At 72.9% G+C, this 16,135-nt stretch carries 18 protein-coding genes; 8 read left to right on the top strand and 10 right to left on the bottom strand.

The genetic code is table 11. The features are described from left to right. Positions 1-78: 78 nt before the first annotated feature. The 3 genes from ABL310_RS04305 to hemC form a co-directional block, all read right to left on the bottom strand. Positions 79-1,455, bottom strand: coding sequence for a hypothetical protein (locus ABL310_RS04305; protein ID WP_349370472.1), 1,377 nt, complete (start codon positions 1,453-1,455; stop codon positions 79-81). 300 nt (positions 1,456-1,755) lie between these two features. Beyond that, entirely contained in the window at positions 1,756-2,517 is a 762-nt protein-coding gene (locus ABL310_RS04300; RefSeq protein ID WP_349370471.1) for a uroporphyrinogen-III synthase, read from the bottom strand. Continuing rightward, the gene (gene hemC / locus ABL310_RS04295) at positions 2,517-3,458 is read right to left on the bottom strand and encodes a hydroxymethylbilane synthase (protein ID WP_349370470.1); all 942 of its coding nucleotides are present in this window, start codon (positions 3,456-3,458) and stop codon (positions 2,517-2,519) included. The genes ABL310_RS04300 and hemC overlap by 1 nt, the downstream gene beginning before the upstream one ends. A gap of 137 nt (positions 3,459-3,595) precedes the next feature. Here hemC and tsaD point away from each other — a divergent pair, with 137 nt between their 5' ends. From tsaD to ABL310_RS04280, 3 genes are read left to right on the top strand one after another with little or no spacing between them, the layout of a single operon-like run. Continuing rightward, positions 3,596-4,660, top strand: a complete 1,065-nt coding sequence (tsaD, locus tag ABL310_RS04290) for a tRNA (adenosine(37)-N6)-threonylcarbamoyltransferase complex transferase subunit TsaD (protein ID WP_349370469.1) — start codon at positions 3,596-3,598, stop codon at positions 4,658-4,660. Further along, the gene (locus tag ABL310_RS04285) at positions 4,657-5,643 is read left to right on the top strand and encodes an NAD(P)H-dependent glycerol-3-phosphate dehydrogenase (protein ID WP_349370468.1); all 987 of its coding nucleotides are present in this window, start codon (positions 4,657-4,659) and stop codon (positions 5,641-5,643) included. The genes tsaD and ABL310_RS04285 overlap by 4 nt, the downstream gene beginning before the upstream one ends. Before the next feature lie 27 nt (positions 5,644-5,670). After that, positions 5,671-6,084, top strand: a complete 414-nt coding sequence (locus ABL310_RS04280) for an EVE domain-containing protein (protein ID WP_349370467.1) — start codon at positions 5,671-5,673, stop codon at positions 6,082-6,084. Positions 6,085-6,118: 34 nt separating this feature from the next. Here the strand turns inward: ABL310_RS04280 and ABL310_RS04275 are convergent, their stop codons facing one another. From ABL310_RS04275 to ABL310_RS04265, 3 genes are all read right to left on the bottom strand, one after another. After that, on the bottom strand, positions 6,119-6,436 hold the full coding sequence (locus ABL310_RS04275) for a HigA family addiction module antitoxin (RefSeq protein ID WP_349370466.1): 318 nt from the start codon (positions 6,434-6,436) through the stop codon (positions 6,119-6,121). A 33-nt stretch (positions 6,437-6,469) separates the two neighbouring features. Beyond that, on the bottom strand, positions 6,470-6,748 hold the full coding sequence (locus ABL310_RS04270; protein ID WP_349370465.1) for a type II toxin-antitoxin system RelE/ParE family toxin: 279 nt from the start codon (positions 6,746-6,748) through the stop codon (positions 6,470-6,472). A 119-nt stretch (positions 6,749-6,867) separates the two neighbouring features. Beyond that, the gene (locus ABL310_RS04265) at positions 6,868-7,095 is read right to left on the bottom strand and encodes a hypothetical protein (protein WP_349370464.1); all 228 of its coding nucleotides are present in this window, start codon (positions 7,093-7,095) and stop codon (positions 6,868-6,870) included. 217 nt (positions 7,096-7,312) lie between these two features. Between ABL310_RS04265 and ABL310_RS04260 the strand changes: the two genes are divergently transcribed. Then, entirely contained in the window at positions 7,313-7,606 is a 294-nt protein-coding gene (locus tag ABL310_RS04260) for a hypothetical protein (RefSeq protein WP_349370463.1), read from the top strand. A gap of 112 nt (positions 7,607-7,718) precedes the next feature. Beyond that, a complete protein-coding gene (gene hrpB / locus ABL310_RS04255; protein WP_349371993.1) occupies positions 7,719-10,190 on the top strand; it encodes an ATP-dependent helicase HrpB in 2,472 nt (823 codons plus the stop codon). An 83-nt stretch (positions 10,191-10,273) separates the two neighbouring features. Here hrpB and rpmG read toward each other — a convergent pair whose 3' ends face one another. Further along, positions 10,274-10,441, bottom strand: coding sequence for a 50S ribosomal protein L33 (gene rpmG, locus ABL310_RS04250; protein WP_349370462.1), 168 nt, complete (start codon positions 10,439-10,441; stop codon positions 10,274-10,276). A 263-nt stretch (positions 10,442-10,704) separates the two neighbouring features. Between rpmG and ABL310_RS04245 the strand changes: the two genes are divergently transcribed. After that, complete coding sequence (locus ABL310_RS04245; RefSeq protein ID WP_349370461.1) at positions 10,705-11,331, top strand: hypothetical protein; 627 nt, start codon at positions 10,705-10,707, stop codon at positions 11,329-11,331. Continuing rightward, on the top strand, positions 11,328-12,284 hold the full coding sequence (locus ABL310_RS04240; protein ID WP_349370460.1) for a hypothetical protein: 957 nt from the start codon (positions 11,328-11,330) through the stop codon (positions 12,282-12,284). The genes ABL310_RS04245 and ABL310_RS04240 overlap by 4 nt, the downstream gene beginning before the upstream one ends. A 7-nt stretch (positions 12,285-12,291) precedes the next feature. Here ABL310_RS04240 and ABL310_RS04235 read toward each other — a convergent pair whose 3' ends face one another. Beyond that, positions 12,292-13,464, bottom strand: coding sequence for an MFS transporter (locus ABL310_RS04235; protein WP_349370459.1), 1,173 nt, complete (start codon positions 13,462-13,464; stop codon positions 12,292-12,294). Positions 13,465-13,718: 254 nt separating this feature from the next. Here ABL310_RS04235 and ABL310_RS04230 point away from each other — a divergent pair, with 254 nt between their 5' ends. Next, on the top strand, positions 13,719-14,924 hold the full coding sequence (locus ABL310_RS04230; RefSeq protein ID WP_349367535.1) for an IS110 family transposase: 1,206 nt from the start codon (positions 13,719-13,721) through the stop codon (positions 14,922-14,924). Positions 14,925-14,950: 26 nt separating this feature from the next. Here the strand turns inward: ABL310_RS04230 and ABL310_RS04225 are convergent, their stop codons facing one another. Beyond that, positions 14,951-15,697 (bottom strand): NUDIX hydrolase, encoded by a 747-nt coding sequence (locus tag ABL310_RS04225; protein ID WP_374730366.1) that lies wholly within the window; start codon positions 15,695-15,697, stop codon positions 14,951-14,953. Continuing rightward, positions 15,694-16,128 carry a DUF983 domain-containing protein gene (locus tag ABL310_RS04220; protein WP_349370458.1) on the bottom strand — a complete coding sequence of 145 codons (435 nt, stop codon included), beginning with the start codon at positions 16,126-16,128 and terminating at the stop codon, positions 15,694-15,696. The genes ABL310_RS04225 and ABL310_RS04220 overlap by 4 nt, the downstream gene beginning before the upstream one ends. Positions 16,129-16,135: the final 7 nt, after the last annotated feature.

Genomic DNA, 16,135 nt, shown 5'->3' with positions numbered 1-16,135 from the left:
TCTCTGTCTTCCTTGATCGAGCCTGCGGCGCGAGCGCCGTCCTTATCACTCTTGCGGCGCGAGCGCCGCCCAACCTTGTCAATTCTGCGGAGCGAGCGCCGCCTGGGCCCGGTCCATGGCGGCGCGAGCCGCCTCGCCGGCGGCGATGCGCGCCGCGAGCCGGTCCCCGAAAGCCTGCGAGACCGCGCGCGCGTCCTCCGGCAGCGCCTGCAAGGCGGCATGGGCGGCCTCCAGGTCCCCCACCGCGAGAGCCCGCACCACGTCCGCCACGGGATCGATGGCGGGATCGCCGGGCGCCTCGAGCCCGTCCACCGGCTCGACCCGCACCGCGCGGGAGAACAGCCCCTCGAAGAACGAGCCGACCCCGTCCTGCGTCGGATCCTCCGGGGTCAGCGCCCGGCGAATGTCCGGGGCGACGGCGGCGAAGTCGGCGCGCAGCGTCTCCGCCGTGGGCGCGCCGGTCTCGGCGAAGACGGCGAGATCCTCGAGGATGGCGTCCTCGACGCCGGCCGCCTGCAGCGTGTCGAGGGCGCCGGCATAGGGCGTCCCCGCCGGCAGCGCGCTGACGATGGCGTTCGCGGCGGTGATGGCGAGATAGGCCTCGCGCGTCGCCTGCGCCTCGGCGGCGACGGCCTCGCGCAGCGACGTCATCTCGCCCTGCGCCGCCTCGACCGCCTGGCGCGCGCCTTCAGCGGCCTGGGTCGCCTCGTCGATGCGGCCGATCTCCTGCTGGAGACCCTGCAGCGTGGGGGCGATCTCCTCGTCGAGGCGCGTGGCGAGGGCGGAGACGCGCTCCTCGAGCGAGGCGATGCGCTCCGCGGCGGGCGCCTCCCCGGCGGTCTCGCGCGCGGCCTGGGCGGTCTCGGCCACCTCGGCGATGCGGCTCTCGAGGGAGGCGAGACGCTCCTCGTCCGGCGCGGCCTCGACGGCGCCCGACGCCGTCTCCTGCGCCTCGGAGGCCGCGTCCCGGGCGGCCAGGGCCTGGCTCTCGACGGCGGCGAGGCGCTCCTCCAGCGCCGTGGTGTCGGCGGCGCCGGGGCGCGCGAACAGGTCGTAGGCGACGAGGACGCCCGCGACGACGAGCGCCGCGACGATCGCGGCCGCGAGCGCGCCCGTCGTGCCGCCGCGCTCCTGCAGAGGCGGGGCGCCGGGGCGATCCTCCAGCGCGGCGGCCGCGGCGAGCTCGTCGGCGCCGCCGCTCGGCGCCGTGGTCGCGAGCGGCTCGGGCGAGGGCTCGGATACCGGCTCCGGCTCCGGCGTGCGCTCGGCAGCGGGCCTCGCCGCGACGGCCGGCACCGAGGCCACCGGCGTCGCTTCGCGTGCGGTCTCGCCGGGGGGCTCGGCCGTCTCTCCCGCGGGCTTCGCGGCCGGCGGCGCGGGCAGGACGCGCGCCTCGTCGGTGACGATGATCGTGTTCGGCTCGGACGACGGCGACGCCGCCTCGGACGCGGTCATGCTCTCTACCTCGGACGTGATTTCGCGCGCATCCGTCTCGGGCGCAGCCGATTCGGGCGCCTCCGCCGCGGACGGGGTCGGTCGGTTCTGCGAAGTCGCCGGCTTGGACCGCGCGGGTTTGGACCGAGCGGAACGGCCCGCTTTGGAGGAGGGTCTCTTCGTCACGTCGTCCTTCCACAGGGTCGCGCCGCGCAGGACGCGCGGCGGCGGGCCACGGGGTCGCGCCACGCGAACGCGCGGCGGCGGGGATCGGTCTACACCGTCGCAGCGGTCGTTGGCACGCCGAACCTTAGCATTGGTTCAACGCGCCTGCGGCCATTCTGCTCCAAAGGCCACGCTCGCGGCGTCCGCAAAAGTGCGCAGGAGCGCGCTTTCCTCGGGCCGCGGCGCGACGAAAACCCGGGTCGCCCCGGCCTTCCGCAGAGGATCGGCCGCATCGGGCGAAATCGAGGCGTGGACGAGCTGCGGCAAACGGTCCGCGAGCCCCGCCTCCTCGAGAGCCGCCACGAACAGCTCCGCGCTGCGCCGCGAATAGTGCAGCGCCCCGCCCGCCGCGCCCGACGCGATCGCCGCGCGCGCCGCCTCGGACAACGGCGTCGGCGCGGCCCGGTAGGCGGCCCAGGCGACGACGTCGTATCCCGCACGCGCGAGGCTCTCGGCCGGCTCCGGCTTGCGATCCTCACCCGCGACATGCAAGAGCCGGGCCCCTTTCGGCAGGCTCGCCGCCACCAGCCGCGCGAGCGCGACGGCGTCGCCCTCGGCGATTCGCACCTCCTGCGCCCCCGCCGCCCGAGCCGCCTCGGCCGTGCGCGCGCCCACCGCGAAGACCGGGACCGCGACGATGTCGACCGGCGCCTCGGACAGGAACGGCGCGGCCTTGGCGCTCGTGATCAGCACGGCGTCGAACGGCCCCGGCGGCGGGGCCGCGCCGGTGGCGCGGGTGGCGATCAGCGGCGCGACGAGCGGGGCGAAGCCCATGTCCTCCAGCGCGGCGGCGGTGCGGCGCCCGTCCTCCTCCGCGCGGGTGACGAGAACGCGCGGCGCGGCCCGGGCGCCCGCCATCAGCCGAAGAAGCCAGCCGGCAGCCGGGCCTTGACATCGCGCCCCACCTCCGCGCCGAGGCGCGCGGCGTCCGCGAGGGGCGCCTCGCCCTCGCCGCCGACGCTCTCCGAGCCGTCGGGGCGCAGGACGAGCCCACGCAGGCGGATGCGGTCGCCTTCGATCGTGGCGTGGCCGGCGATGGGCGTGCGGCAGGAGCCGTCGAGCACGGCGAGGAAGGCGCGCTCGGCCGCGACCTGGATCATCGCTTCGCGGTCGCAGATCGCCTCGGCGGCCGCGCGGGCCTTCTCGTCCGCCTCCCGCACGACGATGGCGATGGCGCCCTGGGCCACGGCGGGCAGGAACTCGTCGACGGAGAGCGCGGCGGTGGCGTGGTGGGCGAGGCCGAGGCGGTTGAGCCCCGCCATGGCGAGCAGCGTCGCGCCGTATTCCCCCGCCTCGATCTTGGCGAGCCGGGTGCCGACGTTGCCGCGCAGGAGCGCCACCTCGAGATCCGGGCGCAGCCGGCGCACCATGGCCTGCCGGCGCAAGGAGGCGGAGCCGACGACGGTCCCGGCGGGGAGGTCGGCGAAGGAGGACGCGCCCTTGCAGATGAGGGCGTCGCGCACGTCCTCCCGCGGCAGGAAGCCCGCGATGACGAGACCCGGCGGGAGGTCGTTGGGCAGATCCTTGCCGGAATGGACGGTGACGTCGACGCGCCCCTCCAGCTGGGCCTGGTCGATCTCCTTGGTGAACAGGCCCTTGCCGCCGGCCTCCGAGAGGGCGCGGTCCTGGATCATGTCGCCGGACGTCTTGATGATCTCGAGCGGGAAGCGCTCCGGCTCCAGCCCGAGGGCCGCGCCGAGCCGTCTCTGGGTCTCGTGGGCCTGGGCGAGCGCGAGGGGGCTCCCGCGCGTGCCGATGACGAAAGCCGCGCCGGGTTTGCGCGCCGCGCCGTTCTCCATGGTGGTCTTTTCTCCGTCTCGCGCGTTTCCTTCGTCGCGGGCGGCGACTATAGGTGCCCCGCCTTGATCGCGGAAGTTCGGACAAGGCACGATACGCGGCGCGACCGCGGGATTCGGGCGAGGATCGAGGGCGAGACATGCGGGTTCTGGGCATCGAGACGACCTGCGACGAGACGGCGGCTGCCGTCGTCGGCCTCGCCGAGGACGGCCGCGGGGCCGTGCTCTCCAACGAGGTGCTCTCGCAGATCGCCGAGCACGCGGCCTATGGCGGCGTGGTGCCGGAGATCGCCGCGCGCGCCCATGTCGAGGTGATCGATCGCCTCGTCGCCCGCGCGCTGGCGAAGGCCGGGACCGATCTCTCCGGCGTCGACGCCATCGCCGCGGCCGCCGGGCCCGGCCTGATCGGCGGGGTGATCGTGGGGCTGACGACGGCCAAGGCGCTCGCCCTGGTCTCGGCCAAGCCGCTGATCGCGGTGAACCATCTCGAGGCGCACGCGCTCACCGCCCGCCTCACCGACGGGATCGGCTTTCCCTACCTGCTCCTCCTCGTCTCCGGCGGGCACACCCAGCTCCTCGCCGTGCGCGGGGTGGGCGACTACGTGCGCCTCGGCGCCACCATCGACGACGCCATCGGCGAGGCCTTCGACAAGGTCGCGAAGCTGCTCGGCCTCGCCTATCCCGGCGGGCCCGAGGTCGAGCGGATGGCGAAGAGCGGCGATACCGAGCGCTTCGCCCTGCCGCGCCCGCTCATCGGCCGGCAGACGCCGGACTTCTCGCTCTCGGGGCTGAAGACGGCCGTGCGGCTCGAGGCGGAGCGCATCGCGCCCCTCTCCGAGCAGGACGTCGCGGATCTGTGCGCGTCCTTCCAGACCGCGATCGTCGACGTCGTGGTCGACCGCACCCGCATCGCTCTGCGCGCCTTCCAGGCGATCGCCCCGCGGCCCTCGGCGCTCGTCGTCGCCGGCGGCGTCGCGGCGAACGGCGGGGTGCGCCGCGGGCTGCAGCGGCTCGCCACCGAATCGGGCCTGCGCCTCGTCGCGCCGCCGCTGTCGCTGTGCGGCGACAACGGCGCGATGATCGCCTGGGCCGGGCTCGAGCGGCTGCGGCTCGGGCTCATCGACGGCCTCGACGCGCCCGCGCGGGCGCGCTGGCCGCTCGCCGTCGCGGACGCTGCGGAGGCGGCCACGGAGAAGACGCCGTGAGCGCCCCGCTCGGCATCGTCGGCGCCGGCGCCTGGGGCACGGCGCTCGCCAACGCCGCCGCGGCGGCCGGCTGCGACGTGGTGCTCTGGACCCGCGACCCGGACCATGCGCGCGCGATGCGCGAGACGCGCGAGAACGCCCGCTTCCTGCCCGGCGTCGCGCTGCCCGATGCGGTGCGGCCGACCTCGGCGCTCCCGGACCTCTCCGCCTGCGACGCGGCGCTCCTCGTCGTGCCGGCCCAGGCCGTGCGCGAGGTGACCACCGCGCTGCCGCTGGTCCTGGCGCCCGAGGCGCCCCTCGTGATCTGCGCCAAGGGCATCGAGCGGGCGACGAGCTTCTTCCTCTCCGACGTGGTCGCGGACCTGCGACCGGGTTCGCCGGTGGCGGCGCTCTCCGGCCCGAGCTTCGCCCACGACGTCGCCCGCGGGCTGCCCACCGCCGTGACGCTCGCTGCGCCGCAGGAAGGCCTCGCCGCCCGGCTCGCCGCGCGGCTCTCGGGCAAGGCGCTGCGGGTCTATCATTCCCGCGACCTGCGCGGCGTGGAGATCGGCGGGTCGGCGAAGAACGTGCTCGCCATCGCCTGCGGGGCCGCCATCGGCCGGGGGCTCGGCGAGAGCGCCAAGGCCGCGCTCACCGCCCGCGGCTTCGCCGAGCTCATGCGCTTCGCCCGCGCCTATGGCGGCCGGTCCGAGACGCTGATGGGGCTCTCGGGGCTCGGCGACGTGGTGCTCACCTGCGGCTCCGGCCAGTCGCGCAACTTCGCCTTCGGCGAGCGCCTGGGCCGGGGCCTGTCCGTGGAGGAGGCCGCGGGCGGCAAGCTCGTCGAGGGCGCCTTCACGGCGGAGGCGCTCGTCGCCATGGCGCATGCGCGGGGCGTCGAGATGCCGGTCGCGGAGGCGGTCGCCGCGCTGGTCGCGGGGCGCGCGAGCCTCGCGGAGACGATGGACACGTTGATGAGCCGGCCCTTGAAGGCCGAGGATTGAGAAGAACGAGACGGGGGCGAGAAGACGATGGCCTATTGGCTCTACAAGTCCGAGCCGGACGTGTGGTCGTGGCAGCAGCAGGTCGAGGCGGGCGAGGCCGGCACCCATTGGAACGGCGTGCGCAACCACGTCGCCAAGCAGAACCTGATGGCGATGAAGATCGGCGAGCGCGGCTTCTTCTACCATTCCAACAAGGGCAAGGAGATCGTCGGCGTCGTCGAGGTGATCCGGGAATACTACCCCGACCACACCGACGCCTCGGGCCGGTTCGGCATGGTCGACGTCAAGGCCGTCGAGCCCCTGCCGAAGCCGGTGACGCTCGAGGCGATCAAGGCCGAGCCGCGGCTCGCCGAGATGATCCTCGTCAACAATTCGCGCCTCTCCGTGCAGCCGGTGACGCAGGAGGAGTGGGGCATCGTGCGGGCGATGGGGGGATTGTGAGGGGGATCAGGCGGGCGAACGCCCGCCTTCCGCGTCAAGCCATCTGGGCGCGCAGCGTCGGGATGCGATCGAGTGCGTCGCCGAGCTTGCGGCGCGCATGCCAGAGGTCGTAGGTCTCCTGCATGCGGATCCAGAGCCCCTCGCCGTTGCCGCACAGCTTGCCGAGCCGCAGCGCCATCTCCGGGGAGATGCCGGACTGCTCCGACAGGATACGATGGAGCTGCTGTCGCGTGACGCCGAGATGCCCGGCGACCTCCGTGACCGTCAGGCCGAGCGCCGGAAGCACGTCCTCGCGGAGGACGGCGCCGGGATGGGTCGGCGCCCGGTCGGGGCGGTGAGCGAGCTGCGCCATCTGAGGTGTTTCCGTTCCAACGAGGCTCATCGATCAGTGATATTGTTCGAGGTCGACCCTCGTGGCCGTTTCGTTCTCGAACTCGAAAGTGATGCACCATGGGCCGTTGACATGAACGGAGTATCTCGTCGGCTTGTACCCCTTGAGCGGGTGAAAGTCGAAGCCAGGTACATTCAGGTCTTTCGTATCTTTCGCGTTATGCATCACATCGAGCCGTCGCAGAATCCTCGCGTGCAGGTGCTTATCGACCTTTCCAGTCTCGCCGGTCTCGAAAAGCTCCTTCAGACCTTTGTGAATAAAGCTGTCGATCATGTCCAGAGTGCCTCACGATAGCGCCGGACACGTAACCTGTCAAGCGACACGCGACAGCCGAGATCCAGATGCTGACATCACCCGGACGCGGCGCTCGGTGGGCGAGAAGCGGCCGAAGGTCACCACTCGATCTCTCTCCGTTCGCTCTCACGATGTTGCGCCAGGATCTCCTCGAAAACGGCGTCGATGAATGCATCGACAGCCTCGTCGTGGGAGTCGTCGGCCGGCATGGCAAAGGCCTCCAGCACGCTCTGCCGACGCGATGCCTCGGACGACGCGGGCGCATCCGCCGACGCGCGCTCGCGTCCTCCGTCCACACCGATACGCGCGACCGAACTGTCGTTCATACGACCGAACCTCCATCGGTAGCGATGGAGAGGCGCATACACCCTCTTTACGAGCTCGACAAGGCACTTCGCCGGGAGCCGACCGTCCCGCTCCTCGGCCGCCCCCCCCGTGCACCCGATCGTCCCGTCGACGGCGCCCTCGCCCTCCCCGAAGAAACCCCACCCGCGCCCCGACCGTTGCCCCTGCGAACGACGACGAACCGCGAAGGAGAGAGCCATGGCCAAGGCCGGCAAGGGAATGGGGCACGACACGACGCGGCACGCGGAGCACGTCGCGGACGTGCCGGAGAACGTCACCCGCGAGGACGAGCTCGCCGGAAAGCGCATGGGCGACAACGAGCTGCACGGCCAGGACCAGCTGCGCCAGCACAACGAGCGCCAGACGCAGGCGGAGTCCCGCACCGACCAGCCGGACACGGACGACTTCGTCGAGAAGCACAAGACCGGCATCCGCTCGGACAAGGTCGCGCCCTCGAAGGCGGAGCTCGACAAGGAAGCGCGGAAGGGCTGACCGCGAACGCCCGTCGTCAGCCGGCGGGACGGCGCGGAGCAGGGACGCCGCGATCGCTTTGGCGGGAGGTGGCCGCTTGCGCGCGGCCGCCGTCCTTGCCATCACCCGCCGCATGCGCGCTTTCGACACGCCCCTGCCCATCGACGCCGTCCTCGCCGACCTCGCCACCGCCCTGCGCGACCGGTCGAGCGCGGTGCTCGTCGCCCCGCCCGGGGCGGGCAAGACGACGCGCGTGCCGCTCGCGCTCCTCGACGAGCCGTGGACCGCTGGCGGAAAGCTGATCGTCCTGGAGCCCCGCCGCCTCGCCGCCCGCGCCGCCGCGGAGCGCATGGCGCAGACGCTGGGCGAGCGCGTGGGCGAGACGGTGGGCCTGCGCGTCCGGCTCGGGACCAGGGTGTCGGCGAGAACGCGCATCGAGGTCGTCACCGAGGGCGTGTTCACCCGCATGATCCTCGACGACCCGACGCTGGAGGGCGTCGCGGCGGTGCTGTTCGACGAGTTTCACGAGCGCTCGCTCGACGCCGATCTCGGGCTCGCGCTGGCCCGCGACGCCCAGGGCGGCCTGCGCGAGGACCTGCGGCTGCTCGTGATGTCGGCCACACTCGACGGCGCGCGGGTCGCGGCGCTCCTCGACGACGCGCCGGTGATCGCATCCGAGGGCCGCGCCTACCCGGTCGAGACGCGCCATGTCGGCCGCGACCCGCGCCAGCGCATCGAGGAGGCGGTCGCCGCATCGGCGTTGCGCGCGCTTTCGGAGGAGACGGGCTCGCTCCTCGTCTTCCTGCCCGGCCAGGCCGAGATCCGCCGCACCGAGCAGATCCTGCGCGAGCGGGTGCGCGACACCGCGGTCGAGATCGCGCCGCTCTACGGCGCGCTCGAGCGCGGGGCGCAGGACCGGGCGGTCTCTCCCGCGCCCGCGGGGCGGCGCAAGGTGGTGCTCGCCACCGCCATCGCCGAGACCTCGCTGACGATCGAGGGCGTGCGCGTCGTGATCGATTCGGGCCTCGCCCGCGTGCCGGTCTACGAGCCGGCGGTCGGGATCACGCGGCTCGCGACGGTGCGCGTCTCGCGCGCCTCCGCCGACCAGCGTCGCGGCCGCGCCGGGCGCACGGAGCCGGGCGTCTGCTACCGGCTCTGGGAGGAGGCGGCGACGGGGGCGCTCCAGCCCTTCGCGACGCCGGAGATCCTCGCCGCCGACCTCTCCTCCCTCGTCCTCGACTGCGCCGCCTGGGGCGTCTCCGACCCGACGACGCTGCCCTTCCTCGACGCCCCGCCGCGCCCGGCGCTCGCGGAGGCCCGCGCGCTGCTCGCCGAGATCGGCGCCCTCGACGCCGACGGCCGGCTCACCCCGCTCGGGGCGAGGCTGCGGGCGCTGCCGCTGCCGCCGCGGCTCGCGGCGATGGCGATCCGCGCGGCCGAGCGCGGGGAGGCCTCACGCGCGGCGGAAGTCGCAGCGCTCCTCGTCGAGCGCGGGCTCGGCGGGGACGACGTCGACCTCGCCCACCGGCTCGACCGCGTCGCGCGCGAAAAGGGTGGGCGCGCCGAGGACATGCGCCGCCTCGCCCGCTCGTGGGCCGCGCAGGCGAGCGAGGGTATCGCCCCGCGCGCGCCGGAGGGCCTCTCGGTCGGCGCGCTGGTGGCGTTGGCCTATCCGGACCGCATCGCCCGCGCCCGCGGCAGGCCCGGCGAGGTCGTCCTAGCCAACGGTCGCGGCGCGGCTTTGGAGCCGCATCTGGCGCTCGCCCGCGAGCCCTTTCTCGCCGTCGCCGAGATCGCCGGCGCGGCGGGATCGGCGCGGGTGCTCGCCGCTGCGGCGCTGTCGCCCGAGGAGATCGAGGCGCTCTTCCCCGAGCGGATCCGCGCGCGCGACGAGGTCGCCTTCGACGTGAAAGCCAGGGCCGTGCGTGGGCGCGCCGCGCGGCGGATCGGATCGGTGATCCTGTCCGAGCGCCCGATCCCGCTGGCCGACGACCCCGACACGCCCGCGGTGCTGGCGCGGGGGGTGGCGAAGCTCGGGATCGAGGCGCTGCCCTGGTCGAAGGCCGCCGCCCAGCTGCGCCGCCGCATCGCCTTCCTGCGCGCGGCCGAGGGCGAACCGTGGCCGGACGTCTCGAACGACGCGCTGGCTGAAACGATCGAGACCTGGCTCGCGCCGATGCTGTCGGGCAAGACCGCGCTCGCCCAGATCGAGGCCTCGGACGTGATCGAGGGCCTGCGCGCGCTCCTGCCCTACGAGCTCGCGCGCCGTCTCGAGACCGAGGCGCCCACCCATTGGCGCGCGCCGACCGGCACGTCGGTCGCGGTCGACTACGAGGGCGAGGAGCCGGCGATCGCCATCCGCGTGCAGGAGCTCTACGGGCTCGACACGCACCCGGCGCTCGCCGGCGGGCGGCGGCCCTTGGTGCTGGAGCTGCTCTCGCCGGCGCACCGCCCGATCCAGGTGACGAAGGACCTGCCGGGCTTCTGGCGCGGCTCCTGGGCCGCCGTGCGCGCCGAGATGCGCGGGCGCTACCCCAGGCACGTCTGGCCCGAGGACCCGGCCGCCGCCGCGCCGACGACGCGTGCGAAACCTCGAGGGACGTGAGACACGAAAAAAGGCGCCCGCGAGGGGCGCCTTTTCGGGTCGAGATCGGGCGAGTGCGAGCCGCGCGAGGCGGCCCGGCGGTCTCACTTGATCTTCGTCTCCTTGAACTCGACGTGCTTCTTCGCCACCGGGTCGTACTTCCGCATCGACATTTTCTCGGTCATCGTGCGGGTGTTCTTCTTGGTGACGTAGAAGAAGCCGGTGTCGGCGGTCGACAGCAGCTTGACCTTGATGGTGACGGCCTTGGCCATGATCGTCCTCGTGCGCGCTCGATGCGGCCACATGGCGCGCGCCTGAAAGGCCACGCTCGAGCCGCCAAAACGAAGAGGCCGGGCGAGCCCGGCCGAAGTCGCGTGTCTATGCGGGATCGCGGCGCGAAGGTCAAGGGCGGAATGCGATACGGGCGCGACCGGCGCGACCGCTGCCAGCGAAGCCGAGGCGGCGGCGATACTCGCCCCTGTTGCAAGAACCCGCTCGGTGGTTCATCTTCGCATCCCTACTGGGGGCTGTGACGATGTCGCTGGCGATGTACGACCTGATTCTGCGCACCGCGCTCGGCGCAGGCGTGCTGCTCATCGCGTCCGGCATCATCCTCGTCTTCTACAAGGCTCTTCGCCGCAGCAGCGCACCGGCATCCGGCGACGACGAGGGCGCACAGGGCGGATTTCTCGAGGGGCTGCTTCCTGCGATCAAGGCGTCGCCCGGCTTGGCGATGATCTTCGTCGGCGCCGGCTTCATCGCTGGGCTCCTCTTCGTCCCGTCGGCGATCGAGCCGCCCGGCCTGCCGCGTGGCGGCATTTGCGCCGACCTGACCTATGCGCGGACCTCGGGAGCCGACGGCGGGTATCCCGAGACGCTCCAATTGTTCGTGGGCGCCCTCAACGCGGTCCCCGACGCCGGCAGTCCCGGCGCGCCCAGCCGAGAGGAGGTGGGGCAGATCCTCGTTCGCTACCTCCAGACCGACGGGGCGATGCGGGGGAACCTGGTCCACCAGATCGTCCGCATGGTGAGCGATCCGGCGGACCTGATCGTCTACTGCAGGGTCGAAAGCGGCGAGGTCGCGAGGGACCGTCTCACCGCCTCCCAGGAGCTTTCCTATCGCCGTGTCGAGAACCTCGTCACCAAGGAACTCGCCCCGTGATCGCCAGGCTCGCGTTCATCCTGTTCCTCGCGGTCGCGTCGACGCCCGCGCCCGCGCAGACGCAGGCCGATGCGGAGCGCGAGCTTCGGCGCATCCTTTCCGAGCTGGCGCCGGTCTGGGAGGAGAACATCAAGCCCGGCATCGCGCTCCACCTCGGCCCCTCCTATGCCGAGGCGGTGAGGGACTATCCTCTCGAGATCCTGCAGGGTCCCTGTCTGCGCACCCCCGAGGTACGGCACGAGGACCGGGTCGGCGTGCCGATCCTGTATCCGCAGCTGCAGCTCTTCTTCAGCCAGCCGTGGATCCTGTATGCGCTGGGTGTCGACGAGCTCGGCGCGTTCGCGCGGATTGCCGACATCCAGGACCGCCAGTACGCGGAGCTTCGCGACGCTCAGGAGCGCCGTTGCTCGGACGAGCTGCGCGGACGCGCTCCGCGCGCGCCGCTTCCCTTGCGGTCCGCTCTCGACGAGCTCGGGGTCTCGGCCGAGCGCTACGCGCGGATCAACGCCGGCCTCGCGGCCGATCCCGTCGCGGTCCGGCTCGCCCATACGGCGGGCGCGAGCGCGCTCTTCATCGTCGCGCACGAAGCGGCGCACGCCATGCAGGTCGCGGGGCTCGATCTCTCCCCGTTCAGCGCCGCCGAAGATCGCGAGCTGCAGGCGGACGACGTGGCGTTCCACATGCTGGAGCAGGAAGATTTCCCGATGGTGGCCGCGGTCGACGTCCTGCGCCTCATCGCGTCTCTCGAGCGCGGCGACGACGTCGTGGAGCGTTTCGCGGATTGCCGCGTCGCGCGGGCGCTCGCTCGGGCATCGCCGCCGAGCCCCTCCTTCTTCACGGGTCAGTTCGCCGTTCCGGAGCCTGCGGCGCGGCGCTTCACGGGCCGGCTCGCGGAGGTCCAGACCTTCCTCGCCGGCCGCTACCCGATCGAGCTCTGCGACGGCTTCGAGTGACCGTGTCTCACTCCCGCGCCGACGCCATCCGCCCCACGATCAGCACGAGATAGGCTGCGAACATCAACGCCAGCACGTAGGCGAAGCCATGCGGGCGCACGAGGTCGAGGCCCCCGCCGATCGCGGGCGGGCCCACGATCATGCCGACATTGTAGAGGATGACGAAGGCGGCGTTCGCGGACGCGAGGTCCGGGCCGGTGAAGCGCGCGCCGAGATGGGCGAGGCCGACGGTGTAGAGCGCGCCCACCACGCCGCCCCAGACGAAGAGCAGGGCCGGGAAGGCGATCGGGTCTCCCGCGGCCAGCGGCATCGCCGCCGATCCCGCGACGCCGACGAGCGCGGCGACCAGAAGCAGGAGGCGCCGGTCCACCCGGTCCGACAGGAGGCCGATCGGGATCTGCAGCGCGACGTTCCCGAGCGCCACGATCGAGACCAGGAAGGCCGCGCTCTCCGGCGTCAGCCCGAGCGCCACGCCGTAGACCGGCAGGATGGCGAAGCCCCCCGTCTCCACAGCGCCGAAGACGAGCGCCGCGAGCGTCGCCACCGGCGCGATCGCGATCATCGCCTTCACCGAGCGCCCGCCGCCGTGTCCGATCGCCGGCGACATGCCGCGTGCGAGGAGGAGCGGCAGCGACGCGACGCAGATCAGGGCCGCGCCCGCGATGTAGGGCGGCCAGCCGCTCGTGCCGACGAGGGCGAGCACCGCCGGGCCCGCTGCGAAGCCCAGCGCCAGCACGGTCGCGTAGACGCCGTTGACGAGGCCGCGCCGGGCAGGCGGGGCGATGGCGTTGATCCAGAATTCGGAGAGCACGAACAGGACGCCGATCGCCGCCGAGAAGACGAACCTCAGCGGGAACCAGGCGCCGAAGGAGAAGAACAGCTTGAAGGCGATCATGGATGCCGCGGCGACGGCGACCGCCGTCCAGAGCAGCGCGCCGACGCCGAAGCGCGCGGCGAGCCGCGGCGCGAACGGCACCACCATCACCGCCGCGAGCCCCGCGATCGCGGTGTTCGCCCCGATGCCGGCGCCGGAGACGCCCATGCGCTCCATCTCGAGCGACAGGAGCGGCACGGAGAGAGACAGCCCGACGCCCACCGCGGTGATGCAGCCGATCGCCGCCGCGATCGAGGCCATGCGGCTGCGATCGAGCCCGCGCTCCTCGAGCGCCGCGTCGCTCATTGGTGCACCTTCGGGCTGGCGGATGCGGAGCCGCGGAGCGGCGTAGTATTCGCCAGCCCGAGCGCCTGCCGCGACGGCCGGCGTCGCTTGCCCTTCGAGGGCCCGTATGAGACCCGCCGCGCGGCAGGTGCCGGGAGGACCGGACGGACCACGGGGTGTAGCGCCTGAGCCTGCCAGCCGGAGCGCCTTCCAATGAGCGATCCGCACGACCTCCCGGCTCGGGTGAGGGTACACCGAACCGGGAGACGTCGCCTATGCCTTTCACTGTTGGTTTCGACTGGGGCGGCGCGGGCCATGCGGCCTGCGTCCTCGACGAGACGGGTGCGGTCCGCGCACGCCTCGACGTCCCGCACACCGCCGCCGGCCTCGCCAAGCTCGTGGCCGCGCTCGCGCGCATCGCGCCCGTCGGCGAGATGCCGGTGGCGATCGAGCGCCCGTCCGGCCTCGTCGTCGACACGCTCGTCGCCGCCGGCCATCCGGTCGTGCCGATCCACCCGAACGTCGTGAAGGCCTGCCGTCCGCGCTATCGCGCCGCCGGCGGCAAGTCCGATACGGGTGACGCCTACATGCTCGCCGATATCCTGCGCACCGACGGGCATCGCTTCGCCCCGCTGCGCCAGGCCTCCGACGCGGTCAAGGCGCTGCGCGCCCTCGTGCGCGGGCGCGACGACCTCGTCGCCACGCGCGTCGGCCTCGCAAACCAGCTGCGCAGCCTGCTCGAAAGCTTCTGGCCGGGCGCCGCCGCGATCTTCGCCGACGTCGACAGCCCCGTCGCCCTCGCCTTCCTCGCCCGCTACCCCACGCCCGAGAGCGCCGCACGACTCGGCGAGAAGCGCATGGCCGCCTTCATGGCCCAGGCCCGCTACAGCGGCCGCCGCAGCGCCGCCGAGCTCCTCGCCCGCCTGCGCGCCGCGCCGATCGGCCTCGCCGGCCGGGACGAGAGCGAGGCCAAGGGCGAGATCGTGCGCGCCCTCGTCGTCGCCCTCGAGCGCATCGTCGCCGCGATCCGCGACCTCACCGCCCGCATCGAGCACGACGTCGCCGAGCTGCCCGACGGCCGCATCGTCATGTCCTTCCCGCGCGCCGGCCGCATCAACGCCGCCCAGATCCTCGCCGAGATCGGCGACGACCGCGCGCGCTTCCAGACCGCAGACCAGCTCGCCGCGGAGGCCGGCGTCTGCCCCGTCACCCACGCCTCCGGAAAAAGCAGGGGCGTCGTCTTCCGATGGGCCTGCAATCACCGTCTGCGCGCCGCCCTCACCTGCTTCGCCGACAACTCCCGCCATGCCTCCCCCTGGGCCGCCGACGTCTACATGCGGGCCAGGCAGCGCGGATGCAGTCACCCCCACGCCGTCCGTATCCTGGCACGCGCCTGGATCCGCATCCTCTGGCATGCCTGGCGAGATCGAGCCGAATACGAACCCGCACGCCATCTCGCCGCGCAAAAATGCGCCGCGTAGAAAAACAGAGGTGGACACGGGGTGTCTCATACCTCCTCGCGCACGAAGGCGCCGCGCACCATGTGGTAGTAGGGCACCGGCAGCATGGGCGAGAAGCCCTTGTCGATCCGTGCGGTGAGCTCGTCGAGGACGACGGTGGTGATGGTCGGCAGGTCGAGGGCGCGGGCGTCGTCGATCGACACCCATTGCAGGTCGACGAGCTCGGAATCGGGCCCGACGACCCCCTCCACCTCATGGGCGATGGCCTCGCGGTCGACGGCGAAGAAGCGCGTGTCGAAGCGCTTGGGCCGCCGCGGCGGGGTGATCGCGCGGGCGATGAACTGGAGCACGTCGAGCTCGGGATAGACGCCCTCGCGCACGAAATCGGCCCAGGGGCCCTCGATCTCGAGCTCCGGCGCGCCGTAGTCCTTGGAGCCGAGCATCAGCCCGGTCTCCTCGTAGGTCTCGCGGATCGCGGCCAAAGCCAGCGCCCGGTTCCGCGCCGAGGAGGGCCGCGTCGTGCGCGCCGAGAGCGCGTCGTCGGTGCGGTCGTCGAGCATGCCGGCGGCGACCATGCGCCGGTCGGTCGCGTCGATCCGCCCGCCGGGGAAGACGAACTTGCCCGGCATGAACTTGTGGCCGTCGTGGCGCCGCCCCATCAGCAGCCGCGGCACGGGCTCCGAGCGGTCGATGACGATCAGCGTCGCGGCGTCGCGCGGGCGCTGGTTGGGCCATTTCTGCTCACGTTCGGCCTTGGTCAGGCGCTCCGTCAGCGCCGCGCCGGTATCGTTCACGCGTGGTCGTCCTCTTGCCCGGGATCTCGCCCAGCATCGTCGAAGCCGTGCATGCGAAGCGCGTATTGCAGCCCGACGACGGCCCCCTTCACCGGCTGCATCAAGGCGAGCGTCATCGCCAGCGTCAAGGCCGTCCAGAAGCCGAGCGTGAGCCAGATCGGCAGGTCGAGATTGGTCTCCGTGAGCAGGATGCCGTAGCCGACGATGTGCCCGACGATGAAGATCGTGACGTAGGGCGGCAGGTCGTCCGCGCGGTGATGGTGCAGCGCCTGGCCGCAGCCGTCGCAGGCCTCCGCCACCTTCAGGAAGCCGCGGAACGCCCTGCCCTTCCCGCAGGCGGGACACCGGCAGGCGAGCCCGCGGCGCACGCCCGTCGCCCAGGAGATGCGGGGGGCGGGAGCGTCTCGGCTGTCGATCGTGGCGGCGGGCATGGCTCCT

This window comes from Salinarimonas sp., assembly GCF_040111675.1.
GTDB lineage: Bacteria > Pseudomonadota > Alphaproteobacteria > Rhizobiales > Beijerinckiaceae > Salinarimonas.
Note: the sequence above shows the minus strand (reverse complement) of the source record. Positions and strands in the feature narration are given on the sequence as shown.

Bases quoted from the DNA above. Each gene is read 5' to 3' on its own strand.
- ABL310_RS04305 (WP_349370472.1), bottom strand. From the start codon at position 1,455: ATGACCGCGTCCGAGGCGGCGTCGCCGTCGTCCGAGCCGAACACGATC.
- ABL310_RS04300 (WP_349370471.1), bottom strand. From the start codon at position 2,517: ATGGCGGGCGCCCGGGCCGCGCCGCGCGTTCTCGTCACCCGCGCGGAG.
- hemC (WP_349370470.1), bottom strand. From the start codon at position 3,458: ATGGAGAACGGCGCGGCGCGCAAACCCGGCGCGGCTTTCGTCATCGGC.
- tsaD (WP_349370469.1), top strand. From the start codon at position 3,596: ATGCGGGTTCTGGGCATCGAGACGACCTGCGACGAGACGGCGGCTGCC.
- ABL310_RS04280 (WP_349370467.1), top strand. From the start codon at position 5,671: ATGGCCTATTGGCTCTACAAGTCCGAGCCGGACGTGTGGTCGTGGCAG.
- ABL310_RS04275 (WP_349370466.1), bottom strand. From the start codon at position 6,436: ATGGCGCAGCTCGCTCACCGCCCCGACCGGGCGCCGACCCATCCCGGC.
- ABL310_RS04270 (WP_349370465.1), bottom strand. From the start codon at position 6,748: ATGATCGACAGCTTTATTCACAAAGGTCTGAAGGAGCTTTTCGAGACC.
- ABL310_RS04265 (WP_349370464.1), bottom strand. From the start codon at position 7,095: ATGAACGACAGTTCGGTCGCGCGTATCGGTGTGGACGGAGGACGCGAG.
- ABL310_RS04260 (WP_349370463.1), top strand. From the start codon at position 7,313: ATGGCCAAGGCCGGCAAGGGAATGGGGCACGACACGACGCGGCACGCG.
- hrpB (WP_349371993.1), top strand. From the start codon at position 7,719: ATGCGCGCTTTCGACACGCCCCTGCCCATCGACGCCGTCCTCGCCGAC.
- rpmG (WP_349370462.1), bottom strand. From the start codon at position 10,441: ATGGCCAAGGCCGTCACCATCAAGGTCAAGCTGCTGTCGACCGCCGAC.
- ABL310_RS04245 (WP_349370461.1), top strand. From the start codon at position 10,705: ATGTCGCTGGCGATGTACGACCTGATTCTGCGCACCGCGCTCGGCGCA.
- ABL310_RS04235 (WP_349370459.1), bottom strand. From the start codon at position 13,464: ATGAGCGACGCGGCGCTCGAGGAGCGCGGGCTCGATCGCAGCCGCATG.
- ABL310_RS04230 (WP_349367535.1), top strand. From the start codon at position 13,719: ATGCCTTTCACTGTTGGTTTCGACTGGGGCGGCGCGGGCCATGCGGCC.
- ABL310_RS04220 (WP_349370458.1), bottom strand. From the start codon at position 16,128: ATGCCCGCCGCCACGATCGACAGCCGAGACGCTCCCGCCCCCCGCATC.